Source organism: Streptomyces sp. MMBL 11-1, from assembly GCF_028622875.1.
In the GTDB taxonomy this organism is placed as follows: domain Bacteria; phylum Actinomycetota; class Actinomycetes; order Streptomycetales; family Streptomycetaceae; genus Streptomyces.
The window spans coordinates 6,204,834-6,225,235 of sequence record NZ_CP117709.1 but is presented as its reverse complement, the minus strand read 5'-3'; the positions used below and the strand labels follow the sequence as shown (position 1 = coordinate 6,225,235).

Below are 20,402 nucleotides of genomic sequence, written 5' to 3'. Positions count from 1 at the left end.
CGATCACTCCCGGACGCGGGCGGAGGGGTGCAACGGGTTGGGGACGGTGCCGTGGATCGCCGCGTGCGGCCGGCCGGCCCGGTCCCGGTAGCCGTCGACGAGCAGGCGGTTGCGGTTGAGGCAGAGGCGCTCGATCTCGGGGGTCAGCATGTCGAAGAGCTCGAACCGCTCCCGCTGCTCCGGGAAACGGGCGTGGTGGCGGATTATCTCCGCCCGGACGAGTGACCAGAACACGTCCTCGGAGACGCCGAGCTGTTCCTCGCAGAGGGGGGACAGATAACGGAAGACGCCCACGAAGAGGCCGGAGTGGATGAACTGGGTGAGGAAGGACGGCTCCTCGGTGAGGAGGACGGCGCGCACCTCGTCGGGCATGCCGGCGTGCTCCGGCAGGGGGTGGGCGCTGACGTTGATGTCGTCGACGAAGTCCTTGATGGCGAGGCGTACGGGCACGTCGTTCTCGTCGAACACGACGATGGCGTTCTCGCCGTGCGGGGAGAAGACGGTGCCGTAGCGGTAGAGGAAGTGCAGCAGGGGCGGCAGCAAGGCCCCGAAGAGCCGTTTCAGCCAGACGTCCGGGGACAGGCCGGAGCGCTCGACCAGCTCCGCGGTGAACGCGCGGCCCGCCGGATCCGTGTGCAGCAGTGAGGCGAGTGTGCGGGCGCGTTCGCCCGGCGCGAGGCGGGGCGGCAGCGGCTCGCGCCAGATCGCGCCGAGGACCTCCTTGTACTGGTAGGGCGCCTCGGGGAGGTGGTCGTACAGCGGGTGCTCGACGGCGACGGAGGCGACCTCGCCGAGCAGGACGACCCGGCACGTGTCGCGCAGGAACGGGTCGTTCTCGCACAGTCCCTGGACCCAGGCGGTGACCGCGGGAGCGGCGAGGGTCCGCTCGGTCGGCAGGCCGCGCCAGACCAGGGTGTTGAGGATGGAGAGCGGGAGCTTCACGGTGTGCCGCTCGGGACGTTCCAGGTTCGTGAACGTGCGGATCGACTGTTGCGGGAGGCGGGCGTCCCCGTCGGTGTGCAGGGCCACGATGTCGCCGTCGGCGATGGCCGGGGCGAAGATCGGCACGATCCACTCGTCCCACTGCCAGGGGTGTACGGGAAGGTAGAGGTAGTCCCGCGGGTCGTGGCCGCGGGCCCTCAGCACCTCGCCGAAGGCGTCCCGGACGCTCGGGTCGAGTTCTCCCGCGTACAGCTGGTCGGGAGTGGTGACGCGGCCCACGCCACGGTACCGCGCGATGCGGGTGCTGACCGCGATCCACGGCAGCCGGAGCGGGCTGCGGCACTCGGGGCTGAAGCGGGCGGCGTCGGCGGCGGAGAAGCCGAGCCGCCCCTTGCTCGCCACCAGCCAGGGGTGGCCGGTCTGATGGCCCTCCAGCTCCGCGTGGTCCAGGGCGGCGAGCCGGTCCGCGGTGAGCGCGGTGTGGTCGAGCCGGGCGTCGGCGGACAGGGTCCGGGTCAGCTCGCGGATGAGGTGGCCCAGCGTCGTGCCGTCGAGCCCGAGGAGGCCTCGGGCCCGGGTGAGGAACGTCAGCGGGTCACGGAACGGCCGGGAGCCGGCGGCCGGGCCGTCGGACCGGGCCCCGGCGCCCGCGGCGGATGAGCCGTTGGCGTGGGCGGCCGGGCGGCCCGCGGTGACCTCGACCGAGTCGGGGTCGACGCGCCAGCTGCCGTAGACACCGCGCCGGGCCGTGAAGGCGAGCACTCCCCCGTCGTCGAGGGTCAGCCGGTGGCGTCCGTCGGTCCCGGGCTCCGGGACCGGCTCGATGATCTCCTCGTAGGCGAACTCGCCGAGCATCTTGGCGAGGAGCCGTGCGGCGGCCCGGTCCCAGATCTGTCGGTTCAGCTCCGGAGGGCTGAACAGCCGCGGGGACTCGGCTGATTCACGGCTCGCGGGGTATATCGGCACGGGGACTCCTCCGGATGGAACCTATGAGGTTCGAGCGGTGTGGAAAGTGCGGCGAGTAAGTCACAGCTGGGCTCGGTACGTTCGGTCGCGGATCATCAGCGCGGCGCGTTTGCCGGGGAGCTCCACTTCGGCGGAGAAGCGGAAACCGGCGCTGAGGAACGCGGATACGGAGGGGGTGTTGCGCAGGTCCGGCTCGGCGACGACCCGCCCGCACCGCGGAAGGTTGTCCAGGACGAGGTCGGCGACGGCGCGGAGCAGGGTGGTGCCCACGCCCCGGCCCCGGTTGTTCACGCCGCCGATGAGGAGATGGAGGCCGGTGTCGTGGGGGCGGGCGGGGTAGTGGCGGGCCAGCGGGTCGAGGTCGGCGCGGTAGATCTCCCAGTAGCTCATGGGCGTGGAGTCGAGCACGCCCAGGCACGGGATGCTGCGTCCGTCCCCTTCGAGCTGGGGCCTGAGATGGTCCGCGGTGACGGACTCGGGTCCGGCGAGCTCCCAGAAGGCCGCCACGGCAGGGTCGTTCATCCAGCGGCTGAGGACGGCGAGATCGCGCTCCGGCCGGACGGGGAGGAGGGCGAACTCTCCCGCGGCCGTGGTCGCGGGCGGCCAGGCCCCGGGGTCGCCCAGCAGCTCGTGGGAGGCCCGGGCCCGGTCCGCCTCGGTGTTCCGCTCCTCGGCGATCAGCGCGAGGAGCTCCTCGGTGAGCTGCAGGTCCAGGGTGTCCTCGACGGCGTTGCGCTCACCCGCGCCGCTGCCGGACCGTTCGGCGGAGCCGTGGTCGGCCGGTGCGGCGTCGGGTTCCGCTGAGGGTTCGGCGGGAGGCACGGTGGCGCTCTCCTCTCTGGACCGGGTGCGGTCGGTGGGCGTCTCCGGAGCGGGTGCGGTCGGAGTCCGCCCGGGGGCGGTGGTGCTCAGCTGTGCAGCGGGTTGGCGATGGTGACGTACACGGACTGGGTGTCGACCGGCCCGACCAGCTCGTCGAGGCCGTGGAGCCGGGTCAGCAGGTTGGCCTTGCAGCGCAGTTGGCGGTGGTCCAGGAGATACGCGGGCAGGGGTGAGCCCAGTTCCGCGGTCTCGGTGAGGAATCGGCGCAGGGCGGTGAGGAGTTCCTGCTCGTCGGCCAGGCGCTGGGCCCCGAACGCGCCGATCAGGCCCAGGATGTTGTTGATGCCGAGGTAGTAGGCGAACCGCTCGTCGGTGACCTGGTCGGAGACGAAGGTGTCACTGACGACGCCGATGCCGGGGAGCCGTTGTTCCAGCTCGGCGCGGCGGGAGTCCCGGAAGTAGTAGCCCTGGTTGTCCCGGTAGCGGCCGCCGACGGGCCAGCCGTCCGGGTCGAGGAGGACGAGGGTGTTCTGCTGGTGGGCTTCGAGGGCGACTCCGCCGTGGGCGTCGAGCCAGAGGACGGGGCGCACGACGTGGTGCAGATAGCGGCAGAACCATGCGACGGAGACGGCGTCGGCGGTGCGGCCGGTGCGGGCGGCCAGTCCGGTGATGACCTCGGCGAGCCGGGAGCGCATGCCGGGCCGGCCGGGCCGGGGGCGCTGTGCGGTGAGTCCCGCGATGCAGGCGGCGTCGTCGCCCGGGCCGAAGGGGTTGTGGCGGAGCATCACGTCGAGCCCCGTGACGGGTACGCCCTCGGGGTCGTCGACGGCGAGCCAGGCGGGGTCCCGGACGATGTCGAAGCCGGGGTGTTCCCGCTGCCAGCGTTCGGCGAGTCCGGTCGACAGGAGGCGGTGGACCTCGACGCCCCGGTGCAGCTCCTTGCGGAGGTTCTCCCGGCGGGAGTTGGTGATGCGTACGCCGAGGGAGAGCTTGAGCATCACCTGTGCCCCGGGCCGGTGCACGGTGCGGATGGAGGAGGTGGGGTGCCAGGGTTCGCCGTGCGGGCCGAGGTCGCGGAGCAGGCCGGCGGCGGCGAGGGCCCGGACCTGGGGGCGGTGGAGCAGATCGGCGGCCTGCCAGGGGTGCACGGGGACGGCCACGGTGCCGGAGGGCAGGCTGAGGCCTGCGGCGTGCGGGGCGAGCAGTTCGTCGGCGGTGGCCGGGCCGTCCTCGGTCCAGGCGGAGTCGGTGGCGATCAGCGACCGGTCGACGGCGAACCAGTGGAGCGGGAAGGACCCGTGCAGCTCGGGCGAATAGCGGCGGGACTCCGATTCGGAGAGGCCCTCGCGGCTCTTGGGCGTGGGGTGGAGGGGGTGGCCGAGCAGCAGGGACTGTTCGGCGGTGAGGAAGAGGTCGGCCTCGGCGGGGTCCGCCGGGTCGCGCCGCCGCCGGTCGATGAAGCCGGCGGTGTGGCGTACGGAGTCGGCGACCCGGGCGACCAGATCGCCCGCGCCGCTCGCGCCGCCCTCACGGCTGATGAGGACGGCGACGGTGGCGGCGTCGGCGTGCGGGGCGCCGGCGGGGGCGTTCTCCAGGGCGGGGGCGCCGAAGCGGTGGGCTCCGGTGGCGGACCAGTAGTGCACGGGGGCGAGCAGGGCGGTGCCGCTGGCGGGGAAGGCGATGCGCAGGGTGTCGCCGGCGGGGCGGGGCAGGCCGTTCTCGCGGGTCCAGCACCGCAGGAGGCTCTCCGTGCCCGCCGCGTCGGCGGCCCTCAGCGGGTCCGGGTCGTCCAGTGCATCGGGCCTGCGGTCCTGGTCCGTCGCCGCTTCGGATCCCGGACCAGCCCCGTACGCAGGGGGGTTCGGGTCGGTGTGGTGCACGGATTTCTGACGGGGCACGGTCGTCGCCTCGACCGTGCCGGGGGCGGCCGGTCCGTCCTGCCCTCGGTGCTGGGGGGTTCCGTGGCTGTCGGCCTCGGAAGCGGGGGTGGGGTTCACGGCGTTCTTCCTTGTGGGGATTCCGGGTTCAGGTGGTCGGCCCGGCGGTGGTCCGACGGTGCGGGGAGCGTGTCGCGGCTGCCAGCGCGTCGGCGAGACGGTCGACGACGGCACTCGCCTGTTCGTCGGTGAGGGTGAGGGGCGGCAGAAGGCGGACCACGGCGTCGTGGCGGCCGCCCAGTTCGACGATGAGGCCGCGCCGCAGACATTCCCGCTGGACGGCGAGGGCGAGGGCCGGGTCGGGCGGCGGGGCCGGGTGGGCGTCGCCGGTTTCGGCGGGCAGGGGTGCGCTCTCGGGATCCACCAGCTCCATGCCGATCATCAGTCCACGCCCCCGCACGTCACCGATTTCCGGATGGTGTGCCCGCAGCTCCGTCAGACGGGCGAGCATCCGGGCCCCCAGGACCGCAGCGCGGTCCGCCAGTTGATTGTCCCTGACGTACGCGAGCGTGGCCGCGCCCGCCGCCATGGCGAGCTGGTTGCCACGGAACGTACCCGCGTGCGCACCCGGCTGCCAGAGATCCAGTTCGGCGCGGTAGACGATCACGGCCAGGGGCAGGGAACCGCCGATCGCCTTGGAGAGGACCATGACGTCGGGAACGATGCCGCTGTGCTCGACGGCCCAGAAGGCGCCGGTCCTGCCGACCCCCGTCTGCACCTCGTCGGCGATGAGGGGGATGGAGCGGTCCTCGGTGATCCCCCGCATGCGGCGCAGCCAGGAGTCGGGGGCGGGGTTGACGCCGCCCTCGCCCTGGACCGGCTCCACGATCATTCCTGCGGGGGGCTGGACCCCGCCCTTGCGGTCGTCCAGCAGGTGTTCGGTCCAGCGGGCGGCGAGCGCCGCGCCGCGCTCGCCGCCGGTCCCGAACGGGCAGCGGTAGTCCTGCGGGAAGGGCAGCCGGGTCACCCGTACGTCGGTCGCGCCGCCGGATGCCTCCAGAGCCCCTGCGGTCATACCGTGGTACGCGCCGGTGAAGGCCAGCAGGCCGGTGCGCCCGGTCGCGGCGCGGACCAGTTTGAACGCGGCCTCGACGGCGTCCGTACCGGCGGGGCCGCAGAACTGGATGCGGGCGTTGTCGGCGAGCTCCCGCGGCAGGGTGGCGAACAGCTCGGTGGTGAAGGCGTCCTTGACCGGGGTGGCGAGGTCCAGCACGTGCAGGGGCGCGCCGGAGTCGATGACCTTCCGGACGGCTTCGAGCACGACGGGGTGGTTGTGCCCGAGCGCCAGCGTGCCGGCGCCCGACAGGCAGTCGAGGTAGCGGCGTCCGTCCGCGCCCTCGATGGTGAGCCCGCGGGCGCGCACCGGGACGATCGGCAGGGACCGCGCGTACGTGCGGGCCGCCGATTCGCGCAGGGTCTGGCGACGGAGAATGCCCTCGTGTGCGGAGGGCGACGCCACCGGCGCGGGTTCGGTCACGGACACGGCTCTTGATCCTCCTGCGGTAACGGTTGCGTTGCACCTCGGTACGTTTTCGCGCGGACGGACCGAGGGCGTGAACGCTGCCCTGGTGTCCCCCCTACGTACCAACGACGCCGTCCGCGATGGATCACGGGTAAATCGGAACATCCTCGCGGCGACGGAACCGCGGACCTGCCGCGTACCGTCACCATCGGCACCGGCATAGTGGGGGCCGCACGGCGGCGCAGAAGCACCTGTTCCGGCGCCCGACGTGTCCGCGAGACAGCACGAGTACCGAGTGACGAAGTCCCAGGGGGATCACGAGATGCGACCCATTCGCCCGATCGATACGGCCCGGCGCGGGAGGCGCGTACGGCGCATGCCCTCCACCGCGCTCGCCGCGACCGCCGTCGCCGCCGTGCTGGCGCTGACCGCCACCGCGTGCGGCCCGGAGGAGGACAACGCCGGCGGGGCGCCCAGCGCCTCGGCCGACTCGTCGGCCGACGGCAAGGTCGCCATTCCGGACGACCTCAAGGACCGGCTCAAGGAGCACGGTATCGACCCCGACAAGTGGCGGGACGGGGAGTGGAAGAACTGGGACAAGGACAAGTGGCTGCGTGAGGCCAAGGACTTCGTCAACCCGATCATCGACGGCCTGTGGGACCCGGACCGGATGCGGGAAGCCGACAAGCCCCCGGAGAACCCGGTCGACAACGACATCTCCGGCGACGACGGCGTGACGGACCCGACGCCGGCCCCGGTCCGGGCCGCCGGGGTCGCGACGCCGTACCACGACAACGCCCCCGAGTCCGGGAAGCTGCTCTTCGACGGCCCGCAGGGCTCGATGGTCTGTTCCGCGACCGTGGTGAAGGACCCGGCGAACCCCGGCAAATCCAACATGGTGTGGACCGCCGGGCACTGCGTGCACGCGGGCAAGAAGGGCGGTTGGTACCGCAACATCGCCTTCGTCCCGGCCTACAACAATGACGGTCTGTCGCTGACCGAGCTGGAGACCGCACCCAAGGAGAAGATCGCTCCCTACGGCGTGTGGTGGGGCAAGTGGGCCCAGACCTCCGAGCAGTGGATCGCGCAGGGCGCGACCGTCGGCGGCCAGGGCGCCCCGTACGACTTCGCGGTGCTGCATGTGACGCCGGAGAAGGGTGCGGGCGGCAAGTCGCTGGAGGAGACGGTCGGTTCGGCGCTGCCGGTCGAGTTCAACGCTCCCGCGGTGCCGAAGATCACCGGCATGACGGCCACGGGGTACCCGGCCGCGCCGCCGTTCGACGGTCAGAAGCTGCTCCAGTGCCAGGACAAGCCGGGCCGGCTCTCCGTCTTCCAGGACCAGCCCACCATGTACCGCATCGGCTGCACGATGACCGGCGGTTCCTCGGGCGGCGGCTGGGTCGCGGCGGGGCAGGACGGCAAGCCCGCCCTGGTCTCGAACACCTCGATCGGCCCGGTCACCGCGGGCTGGCTGGCCGGGCCCCGGCTCGGCAAGGAGGCCGAGGGCGTCTACCGCGCGGTGAGCGAGAAGTACGCGGGCCAGTAGGCCGGTCGGGCTCCGGCAACGGAACCCTCCGCACGAGATCACGAGATCACGAGATCACCGATAGCGTCCGCGGCCCCCGGTACGGCAGTAGCCGGCCGGGGGCCGCGGGCGATCTGCGGGCGACCCCGGCATCACGCATGACAAGCGCATGACAGAATGCACGACCGCGCACGCGGACAACCACACGTCCACGCACGCGGCCGCGTCCGCGTAGGCGCACCATCGCACGACTCAGGTGTTCAGGGGGATTTCTTCCATGCGATCGATACGTCCGCTGCTGGCCGCTACCGGCCTCGTCGCGGCGCTCACACTCACGGCCACGGCCTGCGGCCCGGACGAGGACTCCGCCGCCGCCAAGCCGTCCGCCACCGGCCCGGCGGCCCAGAAGGACCCTGCCGCCGGCCTTCCCGGCGATCTGGGCGACGCCCTGGAGAAGCACGGGGTGGACCCGGAGAAGTGGAAGGACGGGGAGTGGAAGAACTGGGACAAGGACACGTGGCTCCGCAAGGCCGAGGACTTCGTCAACCCGGTCATCGACGGCCTGTGGAAGCCGGACCGGATGGCCTCCGCCGACGAGCCCGCCAAGACGATGGCGGCCGGTGACCTCACCGCCGGGCAGGACGTCAGCGATCCGGAGCCGGCCCCGGTCCCGGCCAAGCCGGAGAAGGTGCCCTACCACCGGCACGCCGCCCCGGTCGGCAAGGTCTTCTTCGACTCTCCCGAGGGATCCATGGTCTGCTCGGGCACGGTCGTGAAGGACCCGGGGAACCCCGGGCGCTCGAACCTCGTGTGGACCGCCGGGCACTGCGTGCACGCGGGCGCGGGCGGCGGCTGGTACCGCAACATCGTCTTCGTGCCCTCGTACAACGACCAGGGCAAGAACGCGGCACAGCTGCGGACCGCGCGGCCCCAGGAGATCGCCCCCTACGGCACCTACTGGGCGGACTGGGCCGCCTCCTCCGGAGAGTGGATCTCCGGCGGCGGCCCGACCGGCGGAGCGGGCGCGCCGTACGACTACGCGATCCTGCATGTGAAGCCGGAGAAGGGTACGAAGTCGCTGGAGGAGACGGTGGGCAACGCGCTGCCGGTCTCCTTCGACGCTCCGGAGATCCAGCAGATCAGCGGCATGGGCGCCTGGGGCTACCCGGCCGGTCCGCCGTACGACGGACTGCTGATGCACCAGTGCGTCGACCGTCCCGGCCGGCTCTCGATCGCCCCCGGCACGCCGACGATGTACCGCATCGGCTGCACGATGACCGGCGGTTCCTCCGGCGGCGGCTGGTTCGTCGCCGGGCCGGACGGGAAGTCGATGCTGGTGTCCAACACCTCGATCGGTCCGGTCACCTCGGGCTGGCTGGCCGGTCCCCGGCTCGACGACGACGCCCGGCGCACCTTCACGATGATGAGCGACAGGTTCGCCGGGCGGTAGCCCCGGCCGGCGACCGTACGGCGAAGGCCCGGCCCCTCTCCCTGAAGAAGAGAGGGGCCGGGCCTTCGGCTGTCACGCGGTCCCGCGGCCGTCAGTGCGCGGCGGGGACGAAGGTCCCGAGCTCCGCGGCCAGCTCCTCGTGGACCTGGGCCTTGAGCAGGGTGCCCTCGGCGGTGTGCTCCTCGAAGAGCACCTCGCCCTCGGCGTGCACCCGGGAGACCAGGGCCCCCTGGATGTACGGCACGAGCACCTCGATCTCGACGGACGGCCGGGGCAGCTCGGCGTCGATGAGCGTGAGCAGCTCGTCGATCCCGGCGCCGGTCCTGGCCGAGACCGCGATCGCGTACTTCTCGTTGCGCAGCAGCCGCTGGAGGACCAGGGGGTCCGCCGCGTCCGCCTTGTTGATCACGACGATCTCGCGCACGTTCACCGCGCCGACGTCCCGGATCACCTCGCGCACCGCGGCGAGCTGTTCCTCCGGCACCGGGTGGGAGCCGTCCACCACGTGGAGGATGAGATCGGACTCGCCGACCTCCTCCATGGTGGAGCGGAACGCCTCGACGAGGTGGTGCGGCAGATGCCGGACGAACCCGACGGTGTCGGCCAGGGTGTAGATACGGCCGCTCGGCGTCTCGGCCCGGCGGACGGTCGGGTCCAGGGTGGCGAACAGCGCGTTCTCCACCAGGACGCCGGCCCCGGTCAGACGGTTGAGCAGCGAGGACTTGCCCGCGTTGGTGTATCCGGCGATGGCGACGGAGGGCACCTTGTTGCGCTTGCGCTCCTGCCGCTTGATCTCGCGGCCGGTCTTCATCTCCGCGATCTCCCGGCGCATCTTCGCCATCTTCTCGCGGATCCGTCGCCGGTCCGTCTCGATCTTGGTCTCACCGGGACCACGGGTGGCCATGCCGCCACCGCCGCTGGAACCGCCGCCGCCCATCTGACGGGAGAGCGACTGACCCCAGCCGCGCAGCCTCGGCAGCATGTACTGCATCTGGGCCAGCGAGACCTGCGCCTTGCCCTCACGGGACTTGGCGTGCTGGGCGAAGATGTCGAGGATGAGGGCGGTCCGGTCGACCACCTTCACCTTGACGACGTCTTCCAGGTGGATCAGCTGGCCGGGGCTCAGCTCACCGTCGCAGACGACGGTGTCGGCACCGGATTCGAGCACGATGTCCCGCAGCTCCAGCGCCTTGCCCGAGCCGATGTAGGTGGCCGGGTCCGGCTTGTCGCGCCGCTGGTACACCGCGTCCAGCACCTGGGCGCCCGCTGTCTCGGCGAGTGCGGCGAGCTCCGCGAGGGAGATCTCCGCGTCGTGCACCGTCCCCGAGGTCCAGACGCCCACCAGCACCACGCGCTCCAGGCGCAGCTGGCGGTACTCGACCTCGGTGACGTCCTCGAGCTCCGTGGAGAGACCGGCCACGCGTCGTAGCGCGGCGCGCTCGGAGCGGTCCAGCTGATCGCCGTCCCGCGCCCCGTCGATCTCCTGGCTCCAGGCGACGTCCTCTTCCATCAGGGCGTCGGCCCGAAGGCTCTCGGTGAGGCTCTCGGTGTTCTCCGTGGCACTCTGCGCGTCCTGCGCGTCCTGGGGAAGGGAAGAAGAGGAGGTCATTGGATCCTTACGTCGATAGAAGTCTTTACGTCAGTCACAACGTGTGATCTTCCCGGATGATTCCCTGCGGGGAACTCCGGTGCGGTCCGCCGCGCCGACGCGTCGATAGTGGCACGGCCCCGCCGGGCCCGTCACGCGGGTTTCGCGCTGCTCCAGTCGGGGTGGCCGGGCATCGGCGGGGTCTTCTCGCCGTAGAGCCAGCCGTCGAAGAAGGCGGTCAGGTCCCGTCCCGCGATGCCGGACGCCAGGCGCGTGAAGTCCGCCGTGGTCGCCGTGGAGTCCCGGTGCACCCGGACCCAGGCGCGCTCCAGCCGGTCGAAGGCGGCCTCGCCGATCTCCTGGTTCAGGGCGTAGAGCACCAGCGCGCTGCCGTCGTACATGACCGGCCGGAACAGGCTCAGCTTCTGCCCCGGGGCGGGGCCGTCCGGATGCGCCGGAGGGCCGCCGTCCGCGCGCCAGCCGTCGGAGAGCCTGTACGCCTCACGCATCCGCCGCTCCAGGGTCCCGCCGCCCCTCTCCTCGGCGTACCGGGCCTCGTACCAGCTGGCGTGGCCTTCGTTGAGCCACAGATCGGACCAGCTCGCGGGCGAGACGCTGTTGCCGAACCACTGGTGGGCCAGCTCGTGGATCATCACCGAGTCGACGTACCACTCCGGGTAGCCGGGCTCCGTGAAGAAGGACTTCCCGAAGAGCGACAGCGTCTGGGTCTCCAGGGCGAAGCCGATGGGGCTGTCGGCGACGAGCACACCGTACGTCTCGAAGGGGTAGCGGCCGACCTGTTCCTCCATCCAGGCCAGCTGGGACGGGGTCTTCTTCAGCCAGGGCTCCAGCTTCTCGCGGTCGGCGGCCGGGACAACGTCGCGCACCGGCAGTCCGTGCGGGCCGGTGCGGTGCAGCACGGCGGAGCTGCCGATGGAGACCTGGGCCAGCTCGGTCGCCATGGGGTGCTCGGTGCGGTAGGTCCAGGTGGTCGTGGCCCCGCGCCGGGTCTTCCCCGCGGGCAGGCCGGCCGCGACCGCCGTCAGCTTCTCGGGGGCGGTGATCCGGAAGGTGAAGTAAGCCTTGTCGGAGGGGTGGTCGTTGCCGGGGAAGACGCGGTGGGCGGCGTCGGCCTGGTTGGCCATGGCGAGGCCGTCGGCGGTACGGACCCAGCCGCCGTCGGCCGCGGATCCGCTCGGGTCGCTGGTGTGCCGGACGGTGATGTTCAGCGGTACGCCCGCGGGGAGGCGGTGGGGGGACTGGACGACCAGGTCCTCGTGTGCGGTGCCGAAGTCGGCGGCCAGTCCGTTGACCTCGACCCCGTGGACGGCGCCGCGGGCGAAGTCGAGGTTGATCCGGTCCAGCGGGGCGGTGGTGCGGGCCCTGATCTTCGTGACCGTGTCCAGGGGCTCGGTGTTGCTGCCGTGGTACGCGAAGGCGATGTCGTACGCGAGCACGTCGTATCCGGGGTTGCCCAGCTCGGGGAAGAGCCGGTCGCCGATGCCCAGGGGCTCGGGGGCGGGGAGGCCGGCGGCGACGAGGGTGGCCGAGGCGGTCGCCAGCAGGGCGGCGCGCAGGCGGCGGGTGAGGAGCGGCATGGACTACCGCTATCAGCGCGTCGCCGCCCGGCCGGGGAGCCGCGCGCCGCACCACTCGAACGAGGACGCGTCATCCGCGGGAGGAACGGTTCGGCCGGCTGGGAGGCACCGCTGCGCGCCGGGCCGCGTCCCCGGGGCGGCTCAGCCGGCCGGGGCCGGATGCTGGGCGCGGCTGACGTCGTAGACCCCGGCGACCTCGCGCATGGCGCGCATCAGGGCGGGAAGGCCCGCCGCGTCGGGAAGCTGGAGGGTGTAGGTGTGGCGGACGCGCTGCTCGCTCGGCGGCTCCACGGTGGCGGAGACGATCGCCGCCTCGGCGGTGGCGATGGCCTCGGTGAGGTCGGCGAGGAGCCGGGGGCGGCCGAAGGACTCGGCGACCAGGGTGACCCGGCAGCCCGCGTCGGACTCCCGGCTCTCCGCGTCGGCCCAGCGGGCCCCGACCGGAGCGCGGCCGATCTCCTGCATGGCGGCCACGGCGGGGCACTCGCGGCGGTGCACGGTGACGGCGCCGCCCCGGACGACGAAGCCCGTCAGCTCGTCGGGGGGCACCGGCGTACAGCAGCCGGCGAGGCGCACCGGCGCGTCCGGGCCGTCGACGACGACGCCGGTGGCACGGGGGCCGGACCGGGTGCGCGGCGGCGCGACGGCCTGGGCGTCGCGCTCCGGGGCGGCGTGGTCGGCCGGGCCGGGCCCGCCCGGGTCCACGGACGTCATCGTCGAGGAGGTGGGCTTCGCCTCGTCGGGGTGGTCGGTGAGCCAGCTCGTGATCGCGATCCGGGCGGTGGGGGTGCGCGCGTGGTCGAGCCAGTCGGGCGAGGGGCCGGATGCGGTGTCCTGGGCGAGCAGCAGCTGCACGGTGTCGCCGTCGCCGAGGACGGTGCTCAGGGTGGCGAGGCGGCCGTTGACCCGGGCTCCGATGGAGGTGTGCGCCCGGTCGCCGTACTGCGCGTAGGCGGCGTCGACGCAGCTGGCCCCGGCGGGCAGCCCGAGGGTGCCTCCGTCGGTGCGGAACACGGTGATCTCGCGGTCCTGCGCGAGGTCGTCGCGCAGCGTGGTCCAGAAGGTGTCGGGGTCGGTGGCGGACTCCTGCCAGTCCAGCAGCCGGGAGAGCCAGCCGGGCCGGGTCGGGTCGGCGCGCTCGTCGGACGGCTCGGTCTGCGGGGCGGCGGGGTCCGGGGCGTACGGGTTGCCCAGCGCGACGACGCCCGCCTCGGCGACCTTGTGCATCCGGTGCGTACGGATGAGGACTTCGGCGACGGCGCCCCCGGGGCCGACGACCGCGGTGTGCAGCGACTGGTACAGGTTGAACTTGGGGGCGGCGATGAAGTCCTTGAACTCGGAGATCACCGGGGTGAAACAGGTGTGCAGCTCACCGAGGACGGCGTAGCAGTCGGCGTCCTCCCCGACGAGGACGAGCAGCCGGCCGAAGTCGGTGCCGCGCAGCTCGCCCCGTTTCCTGCGGACCCGGTGCACGGAGACGAAGTGGCGTGGCCTGATGAGGACTTCGGCGCTGATGCCGGCGTCGCGCAGGGTGCCCCGTACGTGGCCGGCGATGGTGTCGAGGGGGGCGTCCGGACCTGCCTCGGCGGCGATCAGCGCGCGGGTGTGCTCGTACTCCTCGGGGTGCAGGATCGCGAAGACCAGGTCCTCCAGCTCGGTCTTGAGCGCCTGCACGCCGAGCCGTTCGGCGAGCGGGATGAGGACGTCGCGGGTGACCTTGGCGATCCTGGCCTGCTTCTCGGGGCGCATCACGCCGAGCGTGCGCATGTTGTGCAGCCGGTCCGCGAGCTTGATCGACATGACCCGGACGTCGTTGCCGGTGGCGACGAGCATCTTGCGGAAGGTCTCCGGTTCGGCGGCGGCGCCGTAGTCGACCTTCTCCAGCTTGGTGACGCCGTCGACGAGATAGCAGACCTCGTCGCCGAACTGCTCGCGCACCTGGTCGAGCGTCACCTCCGTGTCCTCGACGGTGTCGTGGAGCAGGGAGGCGGTGAGGGTGGTGGTCTCGGCGCCGAGCTCCGCGAGGATCAGGGTGACGGCCAGCGGATGCGTGATGTACGGCTCGCCGCTCTTGCGCGTCTGCCCGCGGTGCGAGGACTCCGCGAGGACGTAGGCCCGGTGCAGGATGGTCAGGTCGGCGTCGGGGTGGTGGGCGCGGTGCGCCTCGGCGACATGCCCGATGGCGTCGGACAGCCGGTCGCGGGAGACCGGGCCGCGCAGTGCCACCCGGCCCAGTCTGCGCAGGTCGATCCGGGGGCGGCTCCGCCTGCGAAGGGGAGCGCCCGGATCGGCGGCCTCTGCACTCATGGGCACCTCCGGCGACGTCGACCGGCGCTGAGGAGGGGCGGATGCCCCTCGGGGCCGGTGCTTGATGCTATCGACCCCACCACGTGGCGCAGTCCAGCTCTCGCCCAGCGTGAAACGGATCACCCATTCGAGCGAAGCTCGGGCCGGTCATCGTTTCGAGTGAGCCATTCCTCAAGAGGTTTCGAGCCAGTCCGGGTCGATGACGCCCTCGGCGACGATCACCGCGGGCCCGGTCATGTCGATCGTGCCGTCGGGGTGCTCGGTGATGGCGAGGGTGCCGCCGGGGAGATCCACCCGGTAGGTGACGGGGAGGCCTGTCCCGGCGGGGTCGGCGCCGTCCCGGCGGGCGGTGGCGACGGCGACCGCGCAGGCACCGGTGCCGCAGGAACGGGTCTCGCCGGAGCCCCGCTCGTGGACGCGCATGCCCACGTGGCGCGGGCCCCGGTCGACGACGAACTCGACGTTGACGCCTTCGGGGTAGACGGCCTCGGGGCTGATGGGCGGAGCGGTGAACAGGTCGCCGGCGTGGTCCAGGTCGTCGACGAAGGCGACCGCGTGCGGGTTGCCCATGTTGACGTTGCGGGCGGGCCAGCTGCGGTCGCCGACGGTGACCGTGACGCTCTTCTCGGGCAGCAGGGCGCGCCCCATGGAGACGGTGATGTCGCCGTTCTTGGCGAGGTGCACGCGCTTGGGGCCGCCCCGGGTGGCGACGGTCAGGTCGCCCTCCTCGACGAGGCCGGCGCGCTGGAGGTAGTGGGCGAAGACGCGCACGCCGTTGCCGCACATCTCGGCGATCGAGCCGTCCGCGTTGCGGTAGTCCATGAACCACTCGGCCGCGTCCGCCATGTCCCGCGCCTCGGGGTGGGCGGCGGACCGCACGACGTGCAGCAGGCCGTCCCCGCCGATGCCGGCCCGGCGGTCGCAGAGCCGGGCGACGACGGCGGCGGGCAGCGTGAGGGCGTTGTCCGGGTCCGGGACGATCACGAAGTCGTTCTCGGTGCCGTGACCCTTGAGGAAGGCGATCTGCGGAGTGCTCACACGCCAACTGTACGAGGAGGCACCGACACCCCGCGCGCGCGGACCCCGCGTCCGGCCCGTTGTCCCGCGCGAGCGGGCCCGGCGGGCGGGCAGGCGGGCGTCAGCGCAGCCGGTCCACGCGCCAGACGGCGAGGGCGACCAGGGCGACGCCGGTCGCCACGTACAGCGCGATCACCCGCCAGTCGGGGCGGTCGCCGGAGCCACGGGCGGGCAGTCCCGGCCAGGTGTGACCGACGCGGCGGGCCGCCATCATGCCCCAGCCGGCCGCGCAGCAGCTGATCAGGAGCCCCAGCATGGCGACGATGGCTCCGCCGTCGCCGAACTCGAAGGCGAGGGGGAAGGCGAACATCAGCGAGCCGACCGCGGCCAGCACGACGATGGGCGCGAGCTGCCAGATCCGTAGCTTGCGGGTGGGCCGCAGCTCGACCTCGACCTCGGGGGTCACGTCCTGCTCCTCGGGCCCGTCAGGGCTCAGCCGTCCCGCGGTCTCCCGCGGTGACGGCACGTCGTGCTCGGTGTCGCGCTGCTCCGTGTCGCGAGGGCCGGCCTCCATCGCCACGCGCCCTCCCAACTCGGACTTCACTGGTGGATCGATGCTCGATGATGGCACGCTCACGGGTGCCGCATTGACGGGCGGAGCTTCCCGATGCCATCACGTGATCAGGCTGTGACCGCCCGTTCGACCAACATCAGCGCGCGGTGCGGGAGTTCCCCCCGGTCACGCTGTCCGCCGCCGAGCCACACGACACGCGGGTCACGCCGGAACCACGAGTCCTGGCGGCGGGCGAAGCGCTTGGTGGCGCGCACGGTCTCGGCCCGCGCGTCGTCCTCGGTGCACTCCCCCGCGAGCACCGCGAGGATCTGCTGGTAGCCGAGGGCCCGGGAGGCCGTGAGGCCCTCGCGCAGCCCTGACGCCTCCAGGGCGCGCACCTCGTCCACGAGCCCCGCCTCCCACATCCGGTCGACGCGCAGGGCGATGCGCTCGTCCAGTTCGGGGCGGTCCACGTCGACGCCGATCTGCACGGCGTCGTAGACGGGCTCCTCGCCGGGGAGATTGGCGGTGAAGGGCTTGCCGGTGATCTCGATGACCTCGAGGGCGCGGACGATGCGGCGGCCGTTGCTCGCCAGGATGGACCGGGCGGCATCCGGGTCGGCGGCGGCGAGGCGTTCGTGCAGGGCGCCCGAGCCGCGCTCGGCCAGCTCCGCTTCGAGCCGGGCGCGCACTTCGGGGTCCGTACCGGGGAACTCCAGGGCGTCGATGGCGCCCTTCACGTACAGCCCGGACCCGCCGACCAGGATCGGCGTGCGCCCTTCGGAGAGCAGCCGGTCGATCTCCAGACGGGCCAGCCGCTGGTACTCGGCGACGCTGGCGGTCTCGGTGACGTCCCAGATGTCCAGCAGCCGGTGCGGCACGCCGTCGCGTTCGGGGAGCGTCAGCTTCGCGGTGCCGATGTCCATTCCCCGGTAGAGCTGCATGGAGTCGGCGTTGATCACCTCACCGCCGAGCCGCTGGGCGAGGAAGACCCCCAGATCCGACTTTCCGGCTGCGGTGGGGCCTACGACGGTGATGACGCGAGGGGCGGAAGCGGGAGGGGTCACCCGGACAGTCTCCCAAATATCCGGGCCCTCCCGAACACGCCGGGTGTCCATGAGGACGCGGGCGAGCGCGGAGAGCCAGGTCAAGGACGCGCCGCGGAAGCGCGATAAGGCGAGTAAAAACGGCAGGAACGGACAGGTAACGGACAATGGGGGCGGGAGAACACTCCCACGCACAGTCCTCAACAGTCCTCACTGCACGGAAGGTGACCCAATGGGGTTCCTGGACAACCTGAAGGCCAAGCTGGGACCGGCCAAGGACAAGGTCGGCGACCTCGCGCAGCAGCACGGGGGCAAGATCGAGCAGGGCCTCGACAAGGCCGCGCGCACGGTCGACCAGAAGACCAAGGGCAAATACAGCGACAAGATCGATTCGGGTACGCGCAAGGCCAAGGAGGCCGTGGACAAGCTGGGGCACAAGGACGGGGGCACTCCCGGTACCCCCGGCGCCCCGGGGAGCCCCGATACTCCGGGGAATCCCGGCAGCACTCCTCCTCCGCCGCCGCCCGCCCCCTGACCCGGGTGACCGCGGAACGGCGGCGGGTACGGGGCCGAGTGCTCCGTACCCGCCGCCGTCGCGTTCAGGACCAGGCGGCGACGGTGTAGCCCACGCCGTACGGGGCGTCCTCGTACAGCAGCCGGCCGACGAGCCCGGCGTCCCGCGCGGCACCGCCGAGCAGCTGCCAGGGGGCCCGTCCGGCGGCCTTGAGCTCTCGGGCGAGCGACGCGTCGAGCGACGCGAGGGCGTCGAGGTCCGCGGAGCCGAGCGCAGCGGTGGCGCGGGCGTCGAAGGCGGCGGCCCGCTCGTCCAGGTAGCCGGGGGCCTTGAGGGTGCGGCAGGCGCTGCCGTCGCCCATCACCAGGAGCGCGACCCGCTCGGCCCGCCGGGCGAGGGTGCGGCCGGCCTCCGCGCACTCCGGGGCGGCCTCGCTCTCCGCCACGGCGAACCCTTCGGCGGGAGCGCCTGTCCAACGGGCCCGGCCCAGCAGCCAGGCGCCCACGGTGAGGGACTGCGGCAGCGGCCGGTCCGGGGCGGCGGACCGCGGTGCGTTGCCGAGCGTCACGTCGAGGTCCACGCCGACGCCACGGAAGGTCCCGTGCGCCCCGGCCGGGTGGGGCCCTGCGGACAGGTCGTCGCCCGGCCCCACGACGACGAGCAGGTCCGGGCGCGAGGCGGCGAGCACTCCCACGGCGTCGAGGCACGCGTCACGCGCGGCGTCGAGCTCGGGGGCGGCACCGGCGGCGACCTCGGGCACCAGGAGCGGCGGGCAGGGACACACGGCGGCGGCGACAAGCATGCCGGTCAGCGTACTTGCATGAGGCCGGGGCCGGGGCCGGCCTACCGCGCGGGACCCGTGGGCGGGGGCCGACGGCCGCGCGGGACCCGAGGACCGGGCCGGTCGGGCGCGCGGAACCCGAGGGCCGGAGCCGATCGGCCGCACAGGCCCCGAGGGCCGGAGCCGACGGCCGAGGGTCCCGGGGCGTCGGCCGGCTTCGGCCGTCGGGGCCGGTCGGCGTTCGGGCTCCGCCGACCGGACGCGATCCGTCAGCCGATGCCGCAGGCCGGGGCCGTGGCGGCCGGGAGCGGGTCCGGGGCGCCGATGCCGGGGAGGCCGAGCATCACTCCGGCGGGCTTGGCGGCGGCCTCGGTGGTGCGCTTCTCCCAGGCGTCGCCCGAGCGGGTGGACCGTACGGCGAGCGGCGTGCCCTCGGCGAGCAGGTGGTGCGGGGCGGCGTAGGTGATCTCGACGGTCACCACGTCGCCGGGGCGCACGGCCTTCTCGGGCTGCGTGAAGTGCACCAGCCGGTTGTCGGGGGCGCGGCCGGAGAGTCGCCGGGTGGCGCCGTCCTTGCGGCCCTCGCCCTCCGCGACCATGACGTCCAGGGTGCGGCCGACCTGCTTCTTGTTCTCGTCCCAGGAGATCTGCTCCTGAAGGGCGGACAGGCGCATGTACCGCTCCTGGACGACCTCCTTGGGGATCTGGCCGTCCATGTCGGCGGCGGGGGTCCCGGGACGCTTGGAGTACTGGAAGGTGAACGCGTTGGCGAACCGCGCCTCGCGGACGGCGTGCATCGTCTGCTCGAAGTCCTCCTCCGTCTCGCCGGGGAAGCCCACGATGATGTCGGTGGAGATGGCGGCGTCGGGCATCGCGGCGCGCACCTTCTCGATGATCCCCAGGAAGCGCTCCTGGCGGTAGGAGCGGCGCATCGCCTTCAGGATGCTGTCCGATCCGGACTGCATCGGCATGTGCAGCTGCGGCATCACGTTGGGCGTCTCGGCCATGGCGGCGATGACGTCGTCGGTGAAGTCGCGGGGGTGCGGCGAGGTGAAGCGGACGCGCTCCAGGCCCTCGATGGCCCCGCAGGCACGCAGCAGCTTGGAGAAGGCCTCGCGGTCGCCGATGTCGGAGCCGTACGCGTTCACGTTCTGGCCGAGGAGGGTGATCTCGGAGACTCCCTCGGCGACCAGGGCCTCGATCTCGGCCAGGATGTCGCCGGTGCGACGGTCCTTCTCCTTGCCGCGCAGCGCCGGGACGATGCAGAAGGTGCAGGTGTTGTTGCACCCGACCGAGATGGAGACCCACGCGGCGTAGGCGGACTCGCGGCGGGTGGGGAGCGTGGAGGGGAAGGCTTCCAGGGACTCGGCGATCTCGATCTGCGCCTCCTCCTGGACGCGGGCGCGCTCCAGGAGGACCGGCAGCTTGCCGATGTTGTGGGTGCCGAAGACGACGTCGACCCAGGGGGCCCGCTTGACGATGGTGTCGCGGTCCTTCTGCGCGAGACAGCCGCCGACGGCGATCTGCATGCCGGGGCGCTTGGTCTTCATGGGCGCGAGGCGGCCGAGGTTCCCGTACAGCTTGTTGTCGGCGTTCTCCCGCACCGCGCAGGTGTTGAAGACGACGACGTCGGCGTCGCCGTCGGAACCTTCGGGGGCCCGGACGTAACCGGCGCCCTCCAGGAGACCCGACAGCCGTTCGGAGTCATGGACGTTCATCTGGCACCCGTAGGTGCGCACCTCGTAGCTCTTCTGGACGTCCACTGCTTCGCTCCGGTTGCCGCTGCTCATGGGACAAGGGTAGGCGGTTGCCGGACAACCCCCTTCCTCGCGGCTCCCCTCCCCCGCCCTCCCCGTCCGCTGTGGGCCGGGCCTCACGGGGAAGCCTGGTCAGG

At 72.6% G+C, this 20,402-nt stretch carries 15 protein-coding genes; 3 read left to right on the top strand and 12 right to left on the bottom strand.

Translation table 11 applies throughout. The annotated features are described in order from the left end of the window. Nucleotides 1-3: 3 nt before the first annotated feature. The 4 genes from PSQ21_RS27795 to PSQ21_RS27780 form a co-directional block, all read right to left on the bottom strand. Nucleotides 4-1,908, bottom strand: a complete 1,905-nt coding sequence (locus PSQ21_RS27795; protein WP_274033977.1) for an IucA/IucC family protein — start codon at nucleotides 1,906-1,908, stop codon at nucleotides 4-6. Nucleotides 1,909-1,968: 60 nt separating this feature from the next. Continuing rightward, a complete protein-coding gene (locus PSQ21_RS27790) occupies nucleotides 1,969-2,730 on the bottom strand; it encodes a GNAT family N-acetyltransferase (RefSeq protein ID WP_274033976.1) in 762 nt (253 codons plus the stop codon). Between the two features lie 86 nt (nucleotides 2,731-2,816). Then, the gene (locus tag PSQ21_RS27785; RefSeq protein ID WP_274033974.1) at nucleotides 2,817-4,727 is read right to left on the bottom strand and encodes an IucA/IucC family protein; all 1,911 of its coding nucleotides are present in this window, start codon (nucleotides 4,725-4,727) and stop codon (nucleotides 2,817-2,819) included. Nucleotides 4,728-4,755: 28 nt separating this feature from the next. Further along, nucleotides 4,756-6,150 carry a diaminobutyrate--2-oxoglutarate transaminase family protein gene (locus PSQ21_RS27780; protein WP_274033973.1) on the bottom strand — a complete coding sequence of 465 codons (1,395 nt, stop codon included), beginning with the start codon at nucleotides 6,148-6,150 and terminating at the stop codon, nucleotides 4,756-4,758. A gap of 355 nt (nucleotides 6,151-6,505) precedes the next feature. On the opposite strand from PSQ21_RS27780, the gene PSQ21_RS27775 reads away from it, so the two are divergent. Both PSQ21_RS27775 and PSQ21_RS27770 read left to right on the top strand, forming a co-directional pair. After that, on the top strand, nucleotides 6,506-7,675 hold the full coding sequence (locus PSQ21_RS27775) for a trypsin-like serine peptidase (protein ID WP_274033972.1): 1,170 nt from the start codon (nucleotides 6,506-6,508) through the stop codon (nucleotides 7,673-7,675). A gap of 256 nt (nucleotides 7,676-7,931) precedes the next feature. Further along, a complete protein-coding gene (locus tag PSQ21_RS27770) occupies nucleotides 7,932-9,104 on the top strand; it encodes a trypsin-like serine peptidase (RefSeq protein ID WP_274033971.1) in 1,173 nt (390 codons plus the stop codon). 91 nt (nucleotides 9,105-9,195) lie between these two features. On the opposite strand, the gene hflX is transcribed toward PSQ21_RS27770, so the two are convergent. The 6 genes from hflX to miaA form a co-directional block, all read right to left on the bottom strand. Continuing rightward, a complete protein-coding gene (gene hflX, locus PSQ21_RS27765; protein WP_274033969.1) occupies nucleotides 9,196-10,713 on the bottom strand; it encodes a GTPase HflX in 1,518 nt (505 codons plus the stop codon). A 131-nt stretch (nucleotides 10,714-10,844) separates the two neighbouring features. Beyond that, nucleotides 10,845-12,290: a M1 family metallopeptidase gene (locus PSQ21_RS27760; RefSeq protein WP_274033967.1), complete on the bottom strand. Its 1,446-nt coding sequence runs from the start codon at nucleotides 12,288-12,290 to the stop codon at nucleotides 10,845-10,847. 141 nt (nucleotides 12,291-12,431) lie between these two features. Beyond that, nucleotides 12,432-14,597, bottom strand: a complete 2,166-nt coding sequence (locus PSQ21_RS27755; protein ID WP_274033966.1) for a RelA/SpoT family protein — start codon at nucleotides 14,595-14,597, stop codon at nucleotides 12,432-12,434. Nucleotides 14,598-14,768: 171 nt separating this feature from the next. After that, on the bottom strand, nucleotides 14,769-15,635 hold the full coding sequence (dapF, locus tag PSQ21_RS27750) for a diaminopimelate epimerase (RefSeq protein ID WP_274033964.1): 867 nt from the start codon (nucleotides 15,633-15,635) through the stop codon (nucleotides 14,769-14,771). Between the two features lie 100 nt (nucleotides 15,636-15,735). Further along, on the bottom strand, nucleotides 15,736-16,188 hold the full coding sequence (locus PSQ21_RS27745) for a hypothetical protein (RefSeq protein ID WP_274035975.1): 453 nt from the start codon (nucleotides 16,186-16,188) through the stop codon (nucleotides 15,736-15,738). Nucleotides 16,189-16,295: 107 nt separating this feature from the next. Further along, nucleotides 16,296-17,234: a tRNA (adenosine(37)-N6)-dimethylallyltransferase MiaA gene (gene miaA, locus PSQ21_RS27740; RefSeq protein WP_274033962.1), complete on the bottom strand. Its 939-nt coding sequence runs from the start codon at nucleotides 17,232-17,234 to the stop codon at nucleotides 16,296-16,298. 211 nt (nucleotides 17,235-17,445) lie between these two features. Here miaA and PSQ21_RS27735 point away from each other — a divergent pair, with 211 nt between their 5' ends. Beyond that, nucleotides 17,446-17,748 (top strand): antitoxin, encoded by a 303-nt coding sequence (locus PSQ21_RS27735; protein ID WP_274033960.1) that lies wholly within the window; start codon nucleotides 17,446-17,448, stop codon nucleotides 17,746-17,748. 64 nt (nucleotides 17,749-17,812) lie between these two features. Here PSQ21_RS27735 and PSQ21_RS27730 read toward each other — a convergent pair whose 3' ends face one another. Together PSQ21_RS27730 and miaB are read right to left on the bottom strand one after the other, a co-directional pair. After that, a complete protein-coding gene (locus PSQ21_RS27730; protein WP_274033957.1) occupies nucleotides 17,813-18,529 on the bottom strand; it encodes a class III extradiol dioxygenase subunit B-like domain-containing protein in 717 nt (238 codons plus the stop codon). Nucleotides 18,530-18,777: 248 nt separating this feature from the next. Continuing rightward, nucleotides 18,778-20,298: a tRNA (N6-isopentenyl adenosine(37)-C2)-methylthiotransferase MiaB gene (gene miaB, locus PSQ21_RS27725; protein ID WP_274033955.1), complete on the bottom strand. Its 1,521-nt coding sequence runs from the start codon at nucleotides 20,296-20,298 to the stop codon at nucleotides 18,778-18,780. Nucleotides 20,299-20,402 lie beyond the last annotated feature (104 nt).

Bases quoted from the DNA above. Each gene is read 5' to 3' on its own strand.
- PSQ21_RS27775 (WP_274033972.1), top strand. From the start codon at position 6,506: ATGCCCTCCACCGCGCTCGCCGCGACCGCCGTCGCCGCCGTGCTGGCG.
- PSQ21_RS27770 (WP_274033971.1), top strand. From the start codon at position 7,932: ATGCGATCGATACGTCCGCTGCTGGCCGCTACCGGCCTCGTCGCGGCG.
- hflX (WP_274033969.1), bottom strand. From the start codon at position 10,713: ATGACCTCCTCTTCTTCCCTTCCCCAGGACGCGCAGGACGCGCAGAGT.
- PSQ21_RS27760 (WP_274033967.1), bottom strand. From the start codon at position 12,290: ATGCCGCTCCTCACCCGCCGCCTGCGCGCCGCCCTGCTGGCGACCGCC.
- PSQ21_RS27755 (WP_274033966.1), bottom strand. From the start codon at position 14,597: ATGAGTGCAGAGGCCGCCGATCCGGGCGCTCCCCTTCGCAGGCGGAGC.
- PSQ21_RS27745 (WP_274035975.1), bottom strand. From the start codon at position 16,188: ATGGAGGCCGGCCCTCGCGACACGGAGCAGCGCGACACCGAGCACGAC.
- PSQ21_RS27735 (WP_274033960.1), top strand. From the start codon at position 17,446: ATGGGGTTCCTGGACAACCTGAAGGCCAAGCTGGGACCGGCCAAGGAC.
- PSQ21_RS27730 (WP_274033957.1), bottom strand. From the start codon at position 18,529: ATGCTTGTCGCCGCCGCCGTGTGTCCCTGCCCGCCGCTCCTGGTGCCC.
- miaB (WP_274033955.1), bottom strand. From the start codon at position 20,298: ATGAGCAGCGGCAACCGGAGCGAAGCAGTGGACGTCCAGAAGAGCTAC.